The organism is uncultured Oscillibacter sp. (assembly GCF_947654275.1).
In the GTDB taxonomy this organism is placed as follows: domain Bacteria; phylum Bacillota; class Clostridia; order Oscillospirales; family Oscillospiraceae; genus Oscillibacter.
Map to the genome: position 1 here is coordinate 25,749 of NZ_CANTJS010000011.1, position 17,380 is coordinate 43,128.

Consider the following 17,380-nt stretch of genomic DNA (forward strand, 5'->3'; position numbering starts at 1 on the left):
GCGGGGTTTTTGCGGTGCGGGGCTCAAGAGGATTCCCGGACGCCACCGGCCTTGGGCGGCGGGCTGTCCTGAAGGGCCTCCCGGAGCTTTTCCAGGGCCCGTTTTTCGATGCGGGACACATAGCGGCCCGGGTATTGTAAACGATGCGGTGTGTGATTTTGTGCCGGTTTTAGTCGGTTTCCAGCTGTTTGAATCGGAATTTGATGATGATTTGTTTATCCGTGGTCAGCTCCACCCGTTCGATGAGGCTGACCAGCAGCTCCCGGTTGGCGGAGGCGGTTTCCAGGAACCGCTCCGTCAATTTCTTTGCCAGATCCATTTGCTCTGCCGGGGAGTAGTCCGGGTGGTCCAACTGGTTGAGCCGCTGCTCTAGAGCGGTCCGGTCGGCCTTGACCTTGGCGTAGATGCGCTGGAAGTCGGCCTCGTCCAGGACGCCGCCCAGCTTATCCATGTAGACCTTGTCCAGGTGGGCGGTCAGGCTGTCGATTTTGGCTTTGAGGGAGTTGATCTCCTTTTCGTTGTCTGCCTCGGCAATGGCTTTGGCCACCGCCCTCTGTGCCTGGGGCAGAAGCTGGTCCGCTTGCAGATAGGCCCCGCAGACCTCCCGTACTTTTTCGACTACCGCTTGGGTGACGGTTTCCTCCTTGATGGTGTGGCTGGTACAGACCCCCGCCTTGGTGAACCGCTGGTAGGTCCGACAAACAAAGTACAGCCGGTCCTCCCCTGCCGCATTCTTGCGGTTCAGCACCGCCAGCGGATAGCCGCACTCGTGGCAAAAGATCAGTCCCTTGAGCAGAAAGTCGTAAGTGCGACTGCGTGTATGCTTCCGGCTGTTAACCAGTGCCCGCACCTTGTCGAAAGTTTCCCGGTCAATGATGGGTTCGTGGGTACCCTCCACAACGATCCAGTCCCGTCTGTCCTGCTTGATGCACTTCTTGGATTTGTAATTGATCTTCCGAGTGCGGCCCTGCACCATGCTCCCGATATAGGTCTCATTTTGCAGCATATCGGAAATGCGTTCGCTGCTCCACAAGCCGGTGTAAGGGCCGGGATTGGCTACAGGCAGTCCGGCGTAGGTGGCGGGGGTGGGGACTCCCTCGTTGTTCAGCTGGGCAGCGATTTGGCGGCAGCTTATTCCCTCCAAGGCCATGCCAAAAATACGCCGGACCATTGGGGCTACGTCCTCGTCAATGACAATCCTGTTCTTCTCTGTGGGGTGCATCTTATAGCCATAGACCGGCTTGCCACCGATGAACAGGCCCTTGCGCTGCTTGTCGTGCTTGACGCTGGAAATCTTCTTGGAGATGTCCTTGGCGTACATATCGTTCATGATAGCGCGGAAGGGTGTGATGTCGTTGGCGGTGGAGTCCACCCCGGTGTCGATGCCGTCCAGTAGGGAGATGTAGCGTACCCGGTGCTCGGGGAAGTACCGCTCCATGTAGTGGCCGGTCAGGATGTAGTCACGACCCAGACGGCTCAGGTCCTTGGTAATGACCATGTTGACCTTCCGGGCCTCAATGTCGGCAATCATGCGCTGGAAATTCGGGCGGTCGAAGTTCGTACCGCTCCAGCCGTCATCGATGTATGTGTCATAAACGCTAAGCCGATGCTGCTGGACAAATTCATTGAGCAGGGATTGCTGGTTGTTGACGCTCTCGGATGGGCCCTCGTTCTCATCCTCCTTTGATAATCTGATGTATAATGCCGCATGGTAGTCCATGGGGTTGCTTATCTCTAAATACATATCGTACCTCCAGAGATAAGCGGCCATTCATCGTATGTATCATACAATATAGTCTGGGTGGTTTGCAACGTTGTGAAGCTCCTTTTTGAGAAAAAGTTCTAAGGAATTTAAGATGATTTGCTGGACATCCGGTGCATCTTTCGTACAGAGAGTGATCACAGTCAACTCTTGCGGTTTCACGGAAACACCTCCTGATCTGAGATGTTAAACTATATTCGCCGCCCCTGCGGAATAGCCTAAAGGTACGCCCGCAAATTCCTTTGCAGAGCAGTACAGTACTCGCGGAACAGTACCGGGTCAACCATGTGCTGAATGATTGCATAGGGCGGGAAGCACCTGTCCCATTCATACGCGGCATAAATCAAAGCCATCGTAGGGGTGTTTCCAACTTCATCTAAATTTTCTGCGATTATTTGAAGAAATGCCTGCTGGTATCTGGCTGAAACTCTCTTCCGTGACACATAATGGATCAACGATCGTGCTCCGGCACGGGCATTTGCTTCGGCGGCATCCGAGGTCCAGGCACCGCGCTCCAAATCAATGCCGCTCAAACTGAGCGAATCAACAAAATCAGCGTGGTTCTCACGCAGAACCTTTTGGACCCTCAGTTCCATTAAATTCATAAAATCATGTCCTTTCGTTAAGTTTTACTTGTATGAAAAAAGGCCCGCTCCTTGGAAGAGCAGACCTTTGAGAGCTATGCGTCGCAGCATATGGCTGATATTTTTTGTTTTTCCGTTTAGAAATATAATGAACGAGATGTATACACGCGACATCAGCAATTGTTTGCGCGTGTAACAAAGTTTTTGAAAAATTATTTTTGTGACTTTGGTGTAATAAACTTGATTTGTGAGCATAAATATGATATGCTTAACCTAAAAGAGGACGGTGATGATTATGCAAAAACCCATTCTGAAAAAGCGTGATCTTTATCTAAACCGTATGATAGCATTTCAAGACACTGAGATGATCAAAGTCATAACTGGAATTCGTCGTTGTGGAAAATCCAGTCTCATGAAACTGATGGCTCAGCACTTGCGTGAAAACGGCATAGCCCAGGATCAGATACTGGAAATGAACTTTGAGTCCATGAGCTTTCCTGATATGGATGTCAGAGGCTTTTACGAATATGTGAAAGCCCGTATCCTGCCTGAGCAACGAATGTACTTGTTTTTTGACGAAGTGCAGAGAATCGCAGGTTGGGAAAATGCTGTCAACTCCTTCCGTGTAGATTTTGACTGTGATATTTACATCACCGGTTCTAATGCCTATTTGCTTTCGTCTGAGTTGTCCACCTACCTTTCGGGTCGATATGTTGAGATCAAGGTACTCCCCCTTTCTTTTAAGGAGTTTTTAGATTTCCACGGCTACACCGTGACTGAAAAGAAATCGCCTACTGGAGCACTGAAGCGTCGGATCACAGACCAGGACGGCGATATTTACGATGAGCGGGAACTGTTCAATGAATATGCCCGGTTCGGTGGTATGCCTATGTTGGCAGATGTGGGTCTGGAAATTGACCGTGTAACAGCGGCGCTGGACGGAGTGTACTCCGCCGCTGTTGTCAACGATATTCTGGAGCGTGAAAAGCGGAAGGGTCGCCGTACCATCACTGACCCGATCCTGCTCCGGAAAATTATCATGTTTTTGGCGGACAATATTGGCAACAACGTGTCGGCGACCTCTATTGGCAACACGCTGGTCAATGAGGGCCTGTTAGAAGAAAAAGGCCGCAGGAAACCTGCGGTGCATACCATCCAGAGTTATATTGAGGCATTACTGGAGGCGTATATCTTCTATGAGATCAAGCGATTCGACATTAAGGGTAAAGAGTATCTGCGGACGCTGGGAAAATACTATATCGTGGACATGGGCCTGCGGAACTATTTGTTAGGTTATCGGGATGGGGACAGTGGCCACATTCTGGAAAACATTATCTATTTTGAGCTACTAAGGCAGGGATATGATGTGGCCATTGGGAAGATTGACAACCAGGAAGTAGACTTTATTGCCACAAAGGCGGATGAGAAGAAGTATATTCAGGTTACAGAGAACATGAACGCCCCAGAGACTAGGGATCGTGAACTTGCCCCATTGCGAAAAATCAGGGATAACTACGAAAAAATGGTGATTGCGTTGGATTGTGCTTTGACGCATACACAGGATGGGATTAAAATTATAAAAGCATTAGATTTCCTGTTATTTTAATCCATATAAATGAAATTAGATATATATACTTTCAACTCTAGAGTCTGTTTTAAAACCGTCAAAGTAACCAGATAAGGATACAGGCAAGACAGACAACAGCACGGAAATAAAGAGCTTTCTTCTCGTATCTGGTGGCGAAGCGGCGGTTGTTTTTCAGTTTGTGGAACAGATTTTCAACCAGATGGCGTTCTTTGTAAGTATACCAGTCAGTTTTTCTGGGATGCCTGGCGGTGATACGGCTTGGAATTACTGCAATTCCGCCCCGTTCCTCCAACCAACGCACAAACTTATCGCTGTCATAGCCTTTATCTGCCAATATGAGTTTGCCATTCAGATCAAAGGGCTCCAACAGCGCCTGTGCCATACAGATATCATTTCGGTTCCCACTGGAGAGCAAAAAGCGCAATGGATTCCCAAGCCTATCCGTCACCGCATGGACTTTCGTGGTTAAGCCCCCTCTGCTCCGTCCGGTTTCCTCGTGATATCCCCTTTTTTGCTCCCACTGGCGTGCTGGTGGACTTTGATCGTGGTGCTGTCCAGCATCAGCGTTGTTCCGTCCACCAAATCCTGCTCAATCAGGGCTGTGAGAATGTTTTCCCATACTCCGGATTTTGTCCATGCCCGAAACCGGCTGTATACGCTTTGCCATGGCCCGAACCGATCTGGTAAATACCGCCATGGTATTCCGGTGTTCAGCCAATACAGGATCCCGTTAAGCATTTCCCGGTTGCTTTTTCCTGGCCGCCCTCCTTGCGGTTTCTTTTCAGGCGGAAACTTATCCTTGATCCTATTCCATTGTTGTTCGCTTATTTCATGTCTTTTCATGTGCTTTATTTTATCATCTTTGTGCTTTGCACACAATATCTAAGTTTTAAAACAGACGCTAGCTATTAGAATATTTGCTATAGCTATTCAGAGTCTCTGTAAATAAGGTTATTTCGAATATTGACCGAATATGCCTTGAGATTCCTAACATGCTTACTAGGATGTGAATGGATGCAGCCCTTTTTAAAATGGCCAGGTGGGAAACGATGGTTTGTCGCCAATTATTGCCGAATATTTCCCCAAGAATATAACGCATATTTTGAGCCGTTTCTAGGTGGAGGTTCTGTGTTTTTCTATCTTATGCCACAACAAGCTACGATTTCGGATATAAATTCTGATTTAATAAATATATACTGTGTTATGGCTAATAATCCATTGCGGCTAAAAGTACTAATGAGCGCATATCAAGAAAATCATTGTAAGGAGTATTACTACAATGTGCGAAGTGCTATTCCGGATGATCCAGTAGTGCGTGCAGCTCGATTTTTATATTTGAATAGAACGTGCTTTAATGGTACGTATCGTGTAAATCAGCATGGTGACTTTAATGTACCAATAGGTACTCGAAAATATTTTGTAGATGATATAGAAATATTTGAAGAATATTCTCGGGTTCTTCAAAATGCACGTATCCGATCACAGGATTTTGTAAAAACTATCCGAGATGCAGGAGAGGGAGATTTGAGCTTTGCAGACCCTCCTTATACCATTGCGCATAATCAGAACAGCTTTGATTAAATACAATGAAAGATTGTTTTCATGGAGAGACCAAACTCGATTATTAAATGCACTTGTGAGGGCTAGAGCACGTGGAGCAATCATTGTTGCAACCAATGCACTATATCTACAATTGGAACAGATGTATTTTGATTATGGTTTTTATACATATACGCTAAATAGATTTAGTTCAATATCGGGAAATGCAAATGGGCGTAAACGTCAAGAGGAACTTTTAATTACTTCATTTCCTGTGGAATTGGAGTAGACACCATTGCTATAATTTACTTAAATAGAAAGCCTCTATGAGAGGAGTAACATATGACTCGAATTGCGTTGATTAGTGATATTCATTTTGGTCAATTTTCTCGCACATCAGAGTTTTCTGTTCCAGGAGAAAAAATTAGAGATGAAAATACTGGAGGGGAATCGATAAAAGAAAGCATGGTTTCGCTTCTTAAAGATAAAAGCATATCGTATCTCTGCATTGCCGGCGATTTAACTTCTTTAGGAAGCCCTCAGGAGTTTGTGTACTGTGAGAAAATGATTCTGGATATTGCTGAACAATTGGAAATCCCATTAAGTAATATTCTGCTGGGGTTGGGTAATCATGATATTGATTGGAACATATCAGAATTATTCAGCCAGTTTGATAAATCAGATCCTGACTTCCCATTAGACATGGTAAAAGAAAAGTACAGGAAAGTTGCGGCCAGCGCATCCCTAGTAAATCTTGATACAATTTCTGCCCCCTTAAAACCAGGCCCAGCCCCTTTCTCTGGGATAATTGAAACTAATGACTTTATTCTCTTTGTCCTTAACACAGGATGGTGCTGTACAAAGGAGCAGGCGAATAAACCTGGAAAACTTGCGGTGGAACAACTCGAATGGTTTGATAAGGAAGCAATCAATTACAGGGACACAAAGAAATGGAAAATTATTCTAATGCATCACCATCCTTTTAACTATAGTTATCATATCGTGTGTCCAGATTATTCTACGTTAGAGGAAGGTAGCAATTTTCTTGATATTGCAGGCAAAAATGGTTTCCATTTGGTAATTCACGGGCATAGACATCATCCTCGAGCACAAACAATTTGGGAAACTGGATGGGCCCATCCCATTACATTTATTTGTGCAGGAAGTTTTGCAGTCAATGCAATACATAGAAGTGGAGGTTCTATTCCGAACACTTTCCATATTATTGAATTAACTGATGAAGTAGGGGTGCTAGAACTTCGAAACTATCAATATTCGCCTGCCCAAGGATGGATTCCATTTTTGGAAAACATCCCAGAAACCCCTTTAGATAGTGTAATGATGTTCGGTAAGTTGTTTGATCCAAATACAATCGATAAGGCAATTGAATGTCTTCCAGATTCGGTAGAACTCCCATGGAATACCTTAGATGAGTGCCTGCGATTTATGCCATTTAGTGCACTAAACGAACAAATTAGGACGAAATTTGTTGCAACCCATAATATGATTGGGCAGTTTCCGAATAGTGTTTTCCTACTCAGAAAATGAGGTGAACTATGAAGAAGAGAATTGCAGATTTTATTAAAGGTTCCAGCCTACAGAATCCGTTTAGTGATAGCCAGGCACGCAATTTTTCGGACACAAAGCTCATCAATGAATTTTGCCCGATCTCTAATTATTGGTCCCTATTTAATGATCAACACGAAATACTTCTTGGAACACGAGGCAGTGGAAAAACATTCTTGTTGAAAATGATGCGGTACTCTATGTTGAAACGCATAGAAACTCCACAGGCACAGCAAATTGCAGAAAAAAAGGAATATATTGCACTATATGTCCCAATGTATCTCGAATTTGTCACCCATTTGACAAGTGCTGATACCTCTGAAGAAAAACAAATTCAATTATTCCAATTTGCGTTTAATTGTTTATTGGCACAATCGTTGCTTGTTGAATTGAAAGAGATTCTGTCTGAAGAAAAAGATAAAGTAAAATGGGCTAAAACTAATATGGATCTCGCACTTGCACTTAATGATAGTTGGTTTGATGGCCATACCCAAAATGTAACCGATCTTTTTTCGCTAATGAACAGACTTAGGAAACTTTTTTACAACTTTGATGTAATAACCGGTGATATGAGTGCGATTCCGCCTGTATTCAAAAGACAAATAGGTGCATCACTGCTGGCGGTTAAGGAGATGGTTGCAGAGCATCTAAGACTTAGCGAAGAACCAACATGGATAGTATGTATTGATGAGGCGGAATTTTTAAGTGAGCCATTACTGCGTTGTATAAATAGTGTATTTCGCTCTGACTCTAGGCGTATTGCATTGAAAGTCGCAACACTACCTTACTATCATCGGACACTTCAAACATTAGACCCTGATGTATCTGTATCTTCTGGAAATGATTTCAGCTATCGTGTTGTTGACATGAAGTATGATGATGTGGATTTTTATAATCTCACTAACACTCTAGTGTCCAATCGAATAAAAACTCGCTTTGACCCCTCTTTGCAAATTACAAAACTTGAAGATTTTTTAGGCGTATGTGGAGAAGATGCACAGATCGATTATTATCGAGAGGAAGTTGGTCCAGAGTCAGCTACCTATGATGCAATTTTGGAAGATATTATTGCGGAGTTATCTGATGAGCGTAAGAAAAGTGTTGATAATTATTGCAACCTTCGAAAGACTATATATGATAAATTTGCTCCCATTTTTTATGTACGTTGTATGTATCAACTGTCTAGGAAAGGAAATACAAAACCAGGCTGGTATGCAGGCAGCCAAATGGTTCGTAAAATAGCGCAAGGGAATCCGCGAGCTTTTATTCAGATAATGAATAAGCTGTTTGAAAAAGCTCGCACTTCGGAACTAAAACCGAAGGTTCAGCATGGAGTAATCATGGATTATGTTCACGCCTTTTGTGAATCGACACAAGCTCTGGAAAGTAATGGTCCGACTATATATCAGGAATTACATATAATTGCGTTAAAATTGCATGATCATGTACATGATCATGAGATTAGATCTACCGGATGTAATTTTATCTTAAGTTTTGATAGCAATCAATCTTTTGAGTATGCAAGAAAATGGCTGCAACAGGCAATCGCGTACTCTAGAGTAACTGTTGACGAGGATACATTAATAAATGGAATCTCAAAAACAACTGTATTTCTATTAGCCAACACATACGCTGCGAAATATTGGCTTCCTATGAGAGCAGATGTTTCCCCCAAAAATATTGTTATTAGAAACCAACAAGTGGGAACCTATATTGTAAAGATGCCTGGAAAAAAAGAGCCTCAAATCGAGCAGCTGTCACTTTTTGAGGAGGAATCTTAATGACTATAGCAAACGCAAAAAATTATACCGAATGTATGGGTGAAGAGGATCTATATATCCTGGCGATGGGTTATGAACATAGATCGTATTTCTTGTATGACCTATTGCAGAAACAATTTCCGAATGTTAAACCAATAGTTTTTGTATTTGATGATTACATGAACTATCCTGATACAGCAGAAAAGGTTCGCGAACTTGAACTTAAAAAGATACCTTTTTTTATTAATAATTATTGTGACGGTCACAAGGTACAAGAACAGATTCTCGCTTCAATAGCAGATAGTGTTGAGCATCTGGATTCAGCAATAATTCACATTGATTATTCATCGATGCCGAGAAGTTGGTATTGTAAGCTTCCAACCCTACTCAAAACAATCATCAAGCACACAGACAAGGTATATTTTTGGTATTCTGAAGGAGAGTATCCGTCATCCCATGAAGAATATCCTAGCTCCGGCATTGATTCCTTTTCATTTTTTTCTGGAAAGCCGTCTTTACAAATCGATAATAATAGAATTCATATTGTTGCTCTTAGCTACGATGTTATAAGAACCCAAGCCATTCTCTCTATCACAGACCCTAGCTATTTAGTGGCTTGTTATGCTTATAATGCAGAACGAGAGGGCTTTTTAGAGAATCTAAAACAAGTCAACGATCCTATTTTGTCGCGTGCAGCGATGTCTATAGCTCTGCATATAGAGGATTTTGAATTTATGGTCTCAAAACTATGCGATACTGCAAATGAATTACTACCGGCTGGTGATGTTATCCTGATACCAGATGGCCCTAAGCCTCTTATTTTTGCGATGTCGCTAGTTCCTGATTTGATAGAAAAACAGGGGATAACATGTTTACATATTAGAAGAAACAACGAACATTTTAAATCGGTTGATGCTACCCCCACTGGAATAGTGCATGGATTTATGGTTCAAGTTGATTAAGCATATTTTGAACAGTCAATTGCGTAGCGAGGATAGGAATTATTTTGATGAATGGTTGCTTATCTCCCTAAAATTTCCCACCATTTACAATAACCACGGCGCTACCAAAAACATCCAATGCCCGGACAAGCCCTTGTACTGCAAGGCTTTCCGGGCATCGTTTACATTAAGCGCGGCGGGATACATAGCTCCGGGAGATGCCGAAGGAGGCGGCGATTTCCCGCTGGGTCAGGGGCACCGTGCCCCCCAGCCCATAGCGGAGGCGAACGATCTCGGATTCCCGGGCGGAGAGGCAGTCCCGCACCAGCCGGCGCAGCCGCAGGGCGTTTTCGCGGTCGCTGATGTCGTCCAGCATGGTGTCGTCTACGCCTACCACGTCCATCAGCTGCAGGGCGTTGCCCTCCTTGTCCGTGTCAATGGAGTCGGAGAGGGAGACCTCGCCCTGCAATTTTTTCTGGCCGCGGAAATACATCAGGATTTCATTTTCAATGCACCGGGCTGCGTAAGTGGCCAGCCGCGCCCCCTTGGAGGGGTCGAAGCTGGAGATGCCTTTGATCAGGCCGATGGTCCCGATGGAGATGAGGTCCTCCTGGTCGCCGTTGGGGGTGTAATACTTTTTGGACGGGTGAAGCAAAGGGAGGAATCCGCCCGGCTGAAAGCGGCCTCCCACGGACCGCCGAATTTCAGGTGGATGTCCAGGTGGATTTCCTCCCTGGTACTGTCCTGTTTGACCACGATTTTGTCCAGAATGGTGGTGACCAGGGCGGAATTGACGCCGTTCCGAAAGTTCAGTTCCTCTTCCAGCGCGGTCCGGATTTCCTCCATCTGTGCCGCCGTCCGCCGCCCCGTTTCCGCCTCCGCATGGAGCCCCTTCAAACGTTCCTCCAGAGCCCGGGCCTGCTGGTTGAAGCCGTCGTTGCGCTGCTTGAACTCCGCTGTGGTGATGACGCCCTCAATGCTCAGTTCCAGCAGGCGGTCTTTTTTTGCCCGGAGAGCGGACAGGTCTTCTTCGATTCGCCGGATATCCTGGGTGTAGTCGTGCTCGTCGGGAACGGATTGCAGCACTGTCACCACTGCGTCAACAACAGCCTGTTTGTTTTCCACCAGCTTGCTGAAGATATCGGCCATCACCCGGTCCAGCTCTGCCGTTCGCAGCTGAGGCGCGGAGCAGGCCGCCCGGCCCTTGCTCCGGTAGACCCGGCACTGCCAGACCTCCTTGTCCCCCTTGACGCTTTTCAGCAGCTGCCGGTGAAAGCTGGTACCGTGGGCCTCACAGACGAGCTTGCCGCTGTAGGGATAGCGGTTGTGGAACGCCGCCCCGCTCCGGTGAGACATCATTTGCTGACTGCGCCGCCTGTAGAGGGCGTTGGCCCGGTCCCATAATTCTTCCGAGACGATAGCCGGAATGGACGGGTCCGGATACATCACCCATTCGCTCTCGTCCAGAAATACCTTCCGCTTGCTGCGGTAGTCCACCGTCTGGGATTTGTTGGCGCAGTACCAGCCCTTGTATTTGGGATTGCAGAGGATGTGCCGGATGGTCAGGACGTTGAAGGGACCTCCCTTGCGGCTGGTGAAGCCCTCATCATACAGCAGCTGTGAAATGCGGCGGATGCCCATTTGCTGGTTGGCGTAGAGGTCAAAAATCCGCCGCACCGCCCGGGCCTCCTCCTCGTTGACGGTCAGCATGCAGTCCTTTTTGTCGTAGCCCCACAGGTTGTCGCTGCCCAGCACATGGCCGTTTTTGATGGCCTGGCGGAAGCCGAACTTTAGCCGCTCCGAGAGCTTGCGCACCTCGTCCTGAGCCACCCCGGCCATGACCACCAGGCGAAACTCACTGTCGGAGTCCAGGGTGTTGATGTTGTCGTTCTGGAACAGGACTCCCACATCGTGTTCCAGCAGCTCTTGCGTATATTGGATGCTGTCCAGCGTAGAACGGGAAAAGCGGGAAATCTCCTTCGTGATGATGAAATCGAAGCGCCCGGCTTTGGCGTCGGCGATCATCCGTAAGAAGCTGTCCCGCTTTTTCGTGCTGGCGCCGGAAATGCCCTCGTCCACATAGCCCGGGACGTAGGTCCAATTCCGCTTTTCCTGAATGAACTGTGTGTAATATTGCACCTGATTTTCCAGACTGTTGAGCTGTTCGTCCTTGTCGGTGGAGACCCGGGCGTAGAAGGTCACCCGGAGGGGCAGGTCGAAGAGGGTCTTCCCGTTCCGCAGCTCACTGCGTATCCTGAGCACATTCATGCCCGCCCGCCTCCTTTGCCGGGCATACAGGATGCTGGAAGAATTCCGGGAGCTCTACCGCGGAATGTACCAAATCCATGGCCCTGGAACAGGTGAAATCCGATATCAGGCCGAGGGAACGGACATGGCCCAGCAGGACGCTGAGCAGCTCTCGCTGTGAACGTTCCAAATTGCATCACCTCGATCCATGGATATGCCGGAAGGAGCAAAAAATGCCGGGCGGATAAAATCCGTCCGGCATTTGCTGAAATATTATAGGACAGGCAGCCCGTTCACCGGCGGCAGGCAGCTGTGCCCCCGGCAGACGTGAAAGGTGGTCCTTCCGTTTTTCATCGGATATTCCTCCCCGGGTTCCCGGAGAATCACAGCGGCCTCCGCCGGGAGCTCCAGAGGCAGACGGGCCGTTTCGGCTTTGTCCAAACAGACCGCCGTTACCTTGGGCGGCGGGTCCCGGCGGTCCAGAAGGGCCAGCAGGAACATGGCGTAACCGGCGGGATACTGGCTTGCGTCTGCCGACAGGAAATCCAGCTGCCGTTCCGCCAATGGGCCATAGCGTTCCTCAGAGACGAGCTGGCTCATCCGCGCCAGATTCCAGGCCATCAGGGAATTTCCGCTGGGCATCGCTCCGTCGTAGGTCTCCTTGGGCCGTAGGATCAGGGTTTCGTGTTTCTCGCTGTAAAGATAGAAACCGCCATGTTCCCGGTCCTGGAATTGTTCACAGGCATTCCGGCAGAGTTCCTCCGCCCGACTCAGACAGACCCTCTCCAAAGTGGCTCCATACAGTGCTAGCTGGGCGAAGATACAGGCGGCGTAGTCGTCCAAAAAACCTTTTTCACCCCGCCGCCCGGCCTGGAAGCTGACATGGAAGGCTTCACCGTCCCAGAGGCTTTCCCACAGAAAACGGTCCGCCCGTTTCGCAGCGTCCAGATACGTTTGGTTTCCGCCGGCCTGATACAGACGGCACAGCGCCGCGATCATGAGACCGTTCCAGGCAGCGAGAATCTTGTCGTCCAGCCGGAGGGAACAGCGGCTTTTGCGGTACTGATAAACCGTTTCCAACAGACCGTCCAAGGTCCGGTTCTCCGGTTCGCTGTGGAGGAGATTGGGGATGCTCTTCCCTTCAAAGTTCCCGGCCTCTGTAATGTCGAAGTGCCGGTTGAACGCCCCGCCCCGCTCCGCACCCAGAAGGCGGACAAGCTCACCCGGCGTGAACAGATAGTATTTCCCTTCTTCGCCGTCGCTGTCGGCATCCTGGGCGCTGAAAAAACCGCCTTCCGGCGCAGTCATCTCCCGCAGGACGAAATCCGCTGTCCGCTCCGCGGTCAGCAGATACAGCCTCCTTTGGGTGATGCTGTACGCCTGGCAGTATGCCAAAATCAGCAGGGCGTTGTCGTACAGCATTTTTTCAAAGTGGGGGACCAGAAACCGTTCATCTGTAGAGTAGCGGCAAAAGCCCCCGCCGATGTGGTCGAACAGACCGCCTCGAACCATCTGCGTCAGTGTCCGCTCTGCCATCTCCAGACACGTCCGGTCTCCCCGCCGGCCGTAATACGCCAGCAAAAACAGCAGATTATGGGGAGAGGGAAATTTCGGCGCGCCGCCAAAGCCGCCGTTCTCACGGTCAAAGAGCCGCCGGTACAGCCCGACGGCCTCCTCCAGCAGCTCCGGATCCGCTTTGCCGTTCTCCGTCTTCGGCTGGCTGAGTAAAGATATCATTTCCTCAGCGGGGCCCAGCAGGGAGGCGCGGTCGTGTTCCCACCTTTCGTGAATCAACGTCAGCAGCTCCCCGAAGCCCGCCTGTCCGCCCTGACGGCGTTTGGGGAAATAGGTCCCGGCAAAGAAGGGCCGCTTCTCCGGCGTCAGGAAGATGCTGGCGGGCCAGCCTCCGCCGCCGGTGAACGCCTGACAGACGGCCATATAGACGCTGTCCAGGTCCGGCCGCTCCTCCCGGTCCACCTTGACGGAGATGAACCAGCGGTTCAGCAGCGCCGCCGTCTGCGGGTCCTCAAAGCTCTCGTGGGCCATGACGTGGCACCAGTGGCAGGCGCTGTAGCCGATGCTGAGGAAGACGGGCTTGTCCTCCTCCCTGGCCCGTTGAAAAGCCTCCTCGCTCCAGGGATACCAGTCCACGGGGTTCTCCGCGTGCTGGAGGAGGTAGGGGCTGGTTTCATGCTGCAAATGGTTGGGCATAGCATCACATCCTTTTTGGGAGTAGGATGACTGTGATTCCGTGGATTTATACCAGATTCACGGTAAACAGGAAAGGAGGCGTTATCCCAAAGTCAGCGCGAACACCAGCAGGACCGCCAGAAAGAACACGTTTGTAATGGTAAATTGCCGGAAATATGTACTCTTTATTCCGGTTGCCTCCCGCGCGACGAGCTTGTAGGAAATCAGGCTTGCCATGGATGCGATCAGCGTCCCCAGTCCGCCGAGATTGACGCCGATGATGAGGGGCGAAAGGCTGTCCGTAAACCCGGACAGCAGCAGCGCCGCCGGGACGTTGCTGATGACCTGGCTGGCCGCTGCGCCTGCCAGAAGCTCGTGGCCGGAGACAATTTTTTGCAGGAACTCGTAGAAGACCGGGAGCCTTCCCATGTTGCCGATGAACACGAAGAACCCCACAAAGGTCAGCAGCAGGCTGTAATCCACCTGGGCGAAGACCGAACGGTCCAGGATCAGCAGCCCAATGACTGTGATGAAGAGGGCCAGGCCGTAGGGAATCACCCTCGCCACCGCCAGCAGGTCCACTGCGAAGAGCGCAAGATACCCGGCAAGCCGCAGACCCTTTCCAGAGAGCCGGACCTGTTCATGGAATGCGACCTGGATGGGGATATTGTACGCTCTTGTCTGAAGGGTGCTTTGGATCAGAATCAGGAGAAACGAGACGCAGGTATAGGGCAGCATCAGCAGAAGGAAGGAGCCAAGAGACAGCCCCGCCCTGCCGTAGAGGTAGAGGTTCTGCGGGTTCCCGATGGGGGTCAGCATACTGCCCAGGTTGGCGGCGACGGTTTGCAGAACGACAATGGGGACCATCAAGCGCCTTCCGGTCTCCGGCCCGATGAGACGCAGGACCGTGAAGGTGAAGGGGACAAAGGTGATCAGCGCCACGTCGTTTGTGACGGCCATGCTGGAGAAAAAGCAGAGCAGGACCAGAATCCACACCAGCTGCCGCGTCTCTCGCACCCGGGCCAGGAGAGCCTGGGCAATCCACTGAAAGACGCCGGTCTTCTGCAGCCCGGCCATGGCGCCCATCAGGCAGAACAAAATGGCCAGGGTCCGAAAATCGATGTAGGCCAGATACGACCTGTCCGGGCGGACCAGGAGCATGGAGAATGCCGCCAGTGCCAGGGCGGCGCACAGGACCGTTTCCTGCTTGAAAAAGTGTATGAGTTTTTCTTTCATCTTGGGCCTCCTCGTCAGAGCTTCTTTTGCCGTGTCAAGATACACGCTTCCGCCCGGTCTGTGATGATGCCCCGGTCCCGCTGGGGGTGAATGTGCTGGAAGTGAGCACAAGAGTTCTTGATGTTCCTGAATGGGGCGGATATCACCGGGCTGAAACGCTTTTCCCAATACCTGATCCTGCTTTTGAGGCGGGGTCCGGCTCTGTAATGACGGCCGGCATGTGAATCATATTACAGCGATTGCGTAAGATGGTCAATACTGTTATGGGCCCATTTTTGACAACGGCATGGACCTGCGGTTCATCAGTCAATTGCCTTGGATGGACACTGCGATGCCCGGACGCTGTCACAGAATACCTGCGTTCCTCTGGGGCTGGTGCACAGGCGCATACTGCCGTTATCAGGGAAACGCTCCGCCGTTCCTTCGGTACGCGATGCCATTTCATCATAGGCAGTTTAGATTGGGGTCTTTTGGAAACGCGAAGGGACACAGCTGAAACGGACGGTAAACCCTCCCTGGTGCAGGAGCTCAGCCTGCACCAGGGAGGGTTTCGTTCAAAAGCAGAATGATTGGCGTACTGTGGCCCTGCTGGAAAAATCCCTAAAACTGGCGGAAGTGGTTTGGAAACGAGATGAGACCGCTCGATATGTTATCTCATGGCAAGGGTGACGTCTGCTTTGGCCGCCAGAACATCCCTGTTATAGATTTCGACAGCGCAGGTTGCAATTCCCTTTTCCTGGCGCTCCTTGAGAATGGCGGCGTGAAGCTCAATGGTGTCTCCAGGGAGTATTTTTTGAAGAAATGAAACATGATCGATACCAAGGAACAGGGGGATTTTTCCAGAGTATCGCTCCATAGAGAGCAGAAGGATATCCGCCGTCTGCGCGGCCGCCTCCACGGTATAAACGCCGGGCAGCACAGGTTCACCTGGGAAATGACCCTGGAAAATCTCTCTGCAGGGGTCTATGTAGAATTTGGCTGAGCACCGTTCCCCGGGAATCAATTCCGAAACTTCATCAATCAAAAGCATAGGGTCCCTGTGAGGGATGATTTCCATAATTTGCTGCCGGTTTAATGGAATGGATTTCATCGTACCTTCCTTATTTCTGGTCATACTCATAAAATCCTCTTCCACTCTTGCGGCCCAGTGTTCCGGAGTCCACGAACCGCTGCAGAACAGGGCTGGGACGGAAGCGCTCTCCATAAGCATCAAACAGAATCTGATCTACGCTGATGTTTAGGTCATGGCCCAGCTGATCCAGCAGTTTGCAGATTCCAACCGGGTGGCCGAGACCATAGACACAGCATTTGTCAATATCCTCCGGGGTGCAGACGCCTTCCTCCACCAAGCGCATCGCTTCACCATAAAAGATGTGGAACATGCGGTTCAGGGCAAATCCAACGACGTCTTTGACGCGTACCGGCTCTTTTCCTATAGAGGCCAAGAGCGCATACACGGCATCGGCGGTTTCCTTTGCAGTCTGGTTGCCGGAAATGACTTCCACCAGTTTCATGACGCTGGCGGGGGAGTTGAAATGAGTGCCAAGGAAGCCGCGCCCTTTTTTCACAGAGGAGGCCAGCTTTGTAATCGAAATTGCGGAGGTATTGCTGGCAAAAATGGTCTCCGGCTTGCAGATTTTATCCAGTTCTTTGAACACGGCCATTTTGATATCCGCGTTTTCCAAAACTGCTTCAAAGATGAGGTCGCAGTCCGCAAGGTCATGATTGTCTTCCGTGACCGTGACTCGGGAAAGAATTTCCGCAGCCTCGTCCTGGCTGAGCTTTCCCTTGGCAATCCGCTTGTTCAGGATGGCCTCTTGTTTCTTTTTGCCGTTTTCTGCGTACTCCAGTTTGATGTCCGCAAGGACGGTCTGATATCCCGCCATTTCAAAGCACAGTGCAATTTCTGCGCCCATCATACCTGCGCCAATGACGCCGATCTTCTTTATCTGCATAAATAAACCTCA

13 protein-coding genes and 1 pseudogene are annotated in these 17,380 nt (G+C 49.5%); 5 read left to right on the top strand and 9 right to left on the bottom strand.

The window, feature by feature from the left end:
• Positions 1–169: 169 nt before the first annotated feature.
• Positions 170–1,744, bottom strand: a complete 1,575-nt coding sequence (locus tag Q0063_RS04550) for a recombinase family protein (RefSeq protein ID WP_297870795.1) — start codon at positions 1,742–1,744, stop codon at positions 170–172.
• Between the two features lie 236 nt (positions 1,745–1,980).
• Entirely contained in the window at positions 1,981–2,367 is a 387-nt protein-coding gene (locus Q0063_RS04555) for a hypothetical protein (RefSeq protein WP_297870796.1), read from the bottom strand.
• A 268-nt stretch (positions 2,368–2,635) separates the two neighbouring features.
• On the opposite strand from Q0063_RS04555, the gene Q0063_RS04560 reads away from it, so the two are divergent.
• Positions 2,636–3,952, top strand: a complete 1,317-nt coding sequence (locus Q0063_RS04560; protein WP_367180327.1) for an ATP-binding protein — start codon at positions 2,636–2,638, stop codon at positions 3,950–3,952.
• Between the two features lie 61 nt (positions 3,953–4,013).
• Here the strand turns inward: Q0063_RS04560 and Q0063_RS14690 are convergent.
• A pseudogene (locus tag Q0063_RS14690) lies at positions 4,014–4,750 on the bottom strand (IS5 family transposase); the annotation flags it as partial.
• A 198-nt stretch (positions 4,751–4,948) separates the two neighbouring features.
• On the opposite strand from Q0063_RS14690, the gene Q0063_RS04575 reads away from it, so the two are divergent.
• The 4 genes from Q0063_RS04575 (at position 4,949) to Q0063_RS04590 (ending at position 9,761) form a co-directional block, all read left to right on the top strand.
• On the top strand, positions 4,949–5,515 hold the full coding sequence (locus Q0063_RS04575; protein ID WP_297870798.1) for a Dam family site-specific DNA-(adenine-N6)-methyltransferase: 567 nt from the start codon (positions 4,949–4,951) through the stop codon (positions 5,513–5,515).
• A gap of 300 nt (positions 5,516–5,815) precedes the next feature.
• Positions 5,816–7,021, top strand: a complete 1,206-nt coding sequence (locus tag Q0063_RS04580; protein ID WP_297870799.1) for a metallophosphoesterase — start codon at positions 5,816–5,818, stop codon at positions 7,019–7,021.
• 8 nt (positions 7,022–7,029) lie between these two features.
• On the top strand, positions 7,030–8,820 hold the full coding sequence (locus Q0063_RS04585) for a hypothetical protein (RefSeq protein ID WP_297870800.1): 1,791 nt from the start codon (positions 7,030–7,032) through the stop codon (positions 8,818–8,820).
• A complete protein-coding gene (locus tag Q0063_RS04590) occupies positions 8,820–9,761 on the top strand; it encodes a hypothetical protein (RefSeq protein WP_297870801.1) in 942 nt (313 codons plus the stop codon). Before Q0063_RS04585 ends, Q0063_RS04590 begins: the two co-directional genes overlap by 1 nt.
• Positions 9,762–9,927: 166 nt before the next feature.
• Here Q0063_RS04590 and Q0063_RS04595 read toward each other — a convergent pair whose 3' ends face one another.
• From Q0063_RS04595 to Q0063_RS04620, 6 genes are all read right to left on the bottom strand, one after another.
• Complete coding sequence (locus Q0063_RS04595; RefSeq protein WP_297870802.1) at positions 9,928–10,395, bottom strand: sigma-70 family RNA polymerase sigma factor; 468 nt, start codon at positions 10,393–10,395, stop codon at positions 9,928–9,930.
• Complete coding sequence (locus tag Q0063_RS04600; protein ID WP_297870803.1) at positions 10,317–12,008, bottom strand: recombinase family protein; 1,692 nt, start codon at positions 12,006–12,008, stop codon at positions 10,317–10,319. Before Q0063_RS04600 ends, Q0063_RS04595 begins: the two co-directional genes overlap by 79 nt.
• Before the next feature lie 252 nt (positions 12,009–12,260).
• Positions 12,261–14,198, bottom strand: coding sequence for a thioredoxin domain-containing protein (locus Q0063_RS04605; RefSeq protein WP_297870804.1), 1,938 nt, complete (start codon positions 14,196–14,198; stop codon positions 12,261–12,263).
• An 81-nt stretch (positions 14,199–14,279) separates the two neighbouring features.
• Entirely contained in the window at positions 14,280–15,413 is a 1,134-nt protein-coding gene (locus Q0063_RS04610) for an SLC13 family permease (protein ID WP_297870805.1), read from the bottom strand.
• Positions 15,414–16,062: 649 nt separating this feature from the next.
• The gene (gene fabZ, locus Q0063_RS04615) at positions 16,063–16,533 is read right to left on the bottom strand and encodes a 3-hydroxyacyl-ACP dehydratase FabZ (RefSeq protein ID WP_297870806.1); all 471 of its coding nucleotides are present in this window, start codon (positions 16,531–16,533) and stop codon (positions 16,063–16,065) included.
• Positions 16,514–17,368 carry a 3-hydroxyacyl-CoA dehydrogenase family protein gene (locus Q0063_RS04620; protein WP_297870807.1) on the bottom strand — a complete coding sequence of 285 codons (855 nt, stop codon included), beginning with the start codon at positions 17,366–17,368 and terminating at the stop codon, positions 16,514–16,516. The genes fabZ and Q0063_RS04620 overlap by 20 nt, the downstream gene beginning before the upstream one ends.
• Positions 17,369–17,380 lie beyond the last annotated feature (12 nt).

Excerpts from the sequence above, each read along its gene's own strand:
- Q0063_RS04620 (WP_297870807.1), bottom strand. The coding sequence starts at position 17,368 with ATGCAGATAAAGAAGATCGGCGTCATTGGCGCAGGTATGATGGGCGCA.
- Q0063_RS04580 (WP_297870799.1), top strand. The coding sequence starts at position 5,816 with ATGACTCGAATTGCGTTGATTAGTGATATTCATTTTGGTCAATTTTCT.
- Q0063_RS04590 (WP_297870801.1), top strand. The coding sequence starts at position 8,820 with ATGACTATAGCAAACGCAAAAAATTATACCGAATGTATGGGTGAAGAG.
- fabZ (WP_297870806.1), bottom strand. The coding sequence starts at position 16,533 with ATGAGTATGACCAGAAATAAGGAAGGTACGATGAAATCCATTCCATTA.
- Q0063_RS04550 (WP_297870795.1), bottom strand. The coding sequence starts at position 1,744 with ATGTATTTAGAGATAAGCAACCCCATGGACTACCATGCGGCATTATAC.
- Q0063_RS04585 (WP_297870800.1), top strand. The coding sequence starts at position 7,030 with ATGAAGAAGAGAATTGCAGATTTTATTAAAGGTTCCAGCCTACAGAAT.
- Q0063_RS04575 (WP_297870798.1), top strand. The coding sequence starts at position 4,949 with ATGCAGCCCTTTTTAAAATGGCCAGGTGGGAAACGATGGTTTGTCGCC.
- Q0063_RS04600 (WP_297870803.1), bottom strand. The coding sequence starts at position 12,008 with ATGAATGTGCTCAGGATACGCAGTGAGCTGCGGAACGGGAAGACCCTC.
- Q0063_RS04560 (WP_367180327.1), top strand. The coding sequence starts at position 2,636 with ATGATTATGCAAAAACCCATTCTGAAAAAGCGTGATCTTTATCTAAAC.
- Q0063_RS04605 (WP_297870804.1), bottom strand. The coding sequence starts at position 14,198 with ATGCCCAACCATTTGCAGCATGAAACCAGCCCCTACCTCCTCCAGCAC.
- Q0063_RS04610 (WP_297870805.1), bottom strand. The coding sequence starts at position 15,413 with ATGAAAGAAAAACTCATACACTTTTTCAAGCAGGAAACGGTCCTGTGC.
- Q0063_RS04555 (WP_297870796.1), bottom strand. The coding sequence starts at position 2,367 with ATGAATTTAATGGAACTGAGGGTCCAAAAGGTTCTGCGTGAGAACCAC.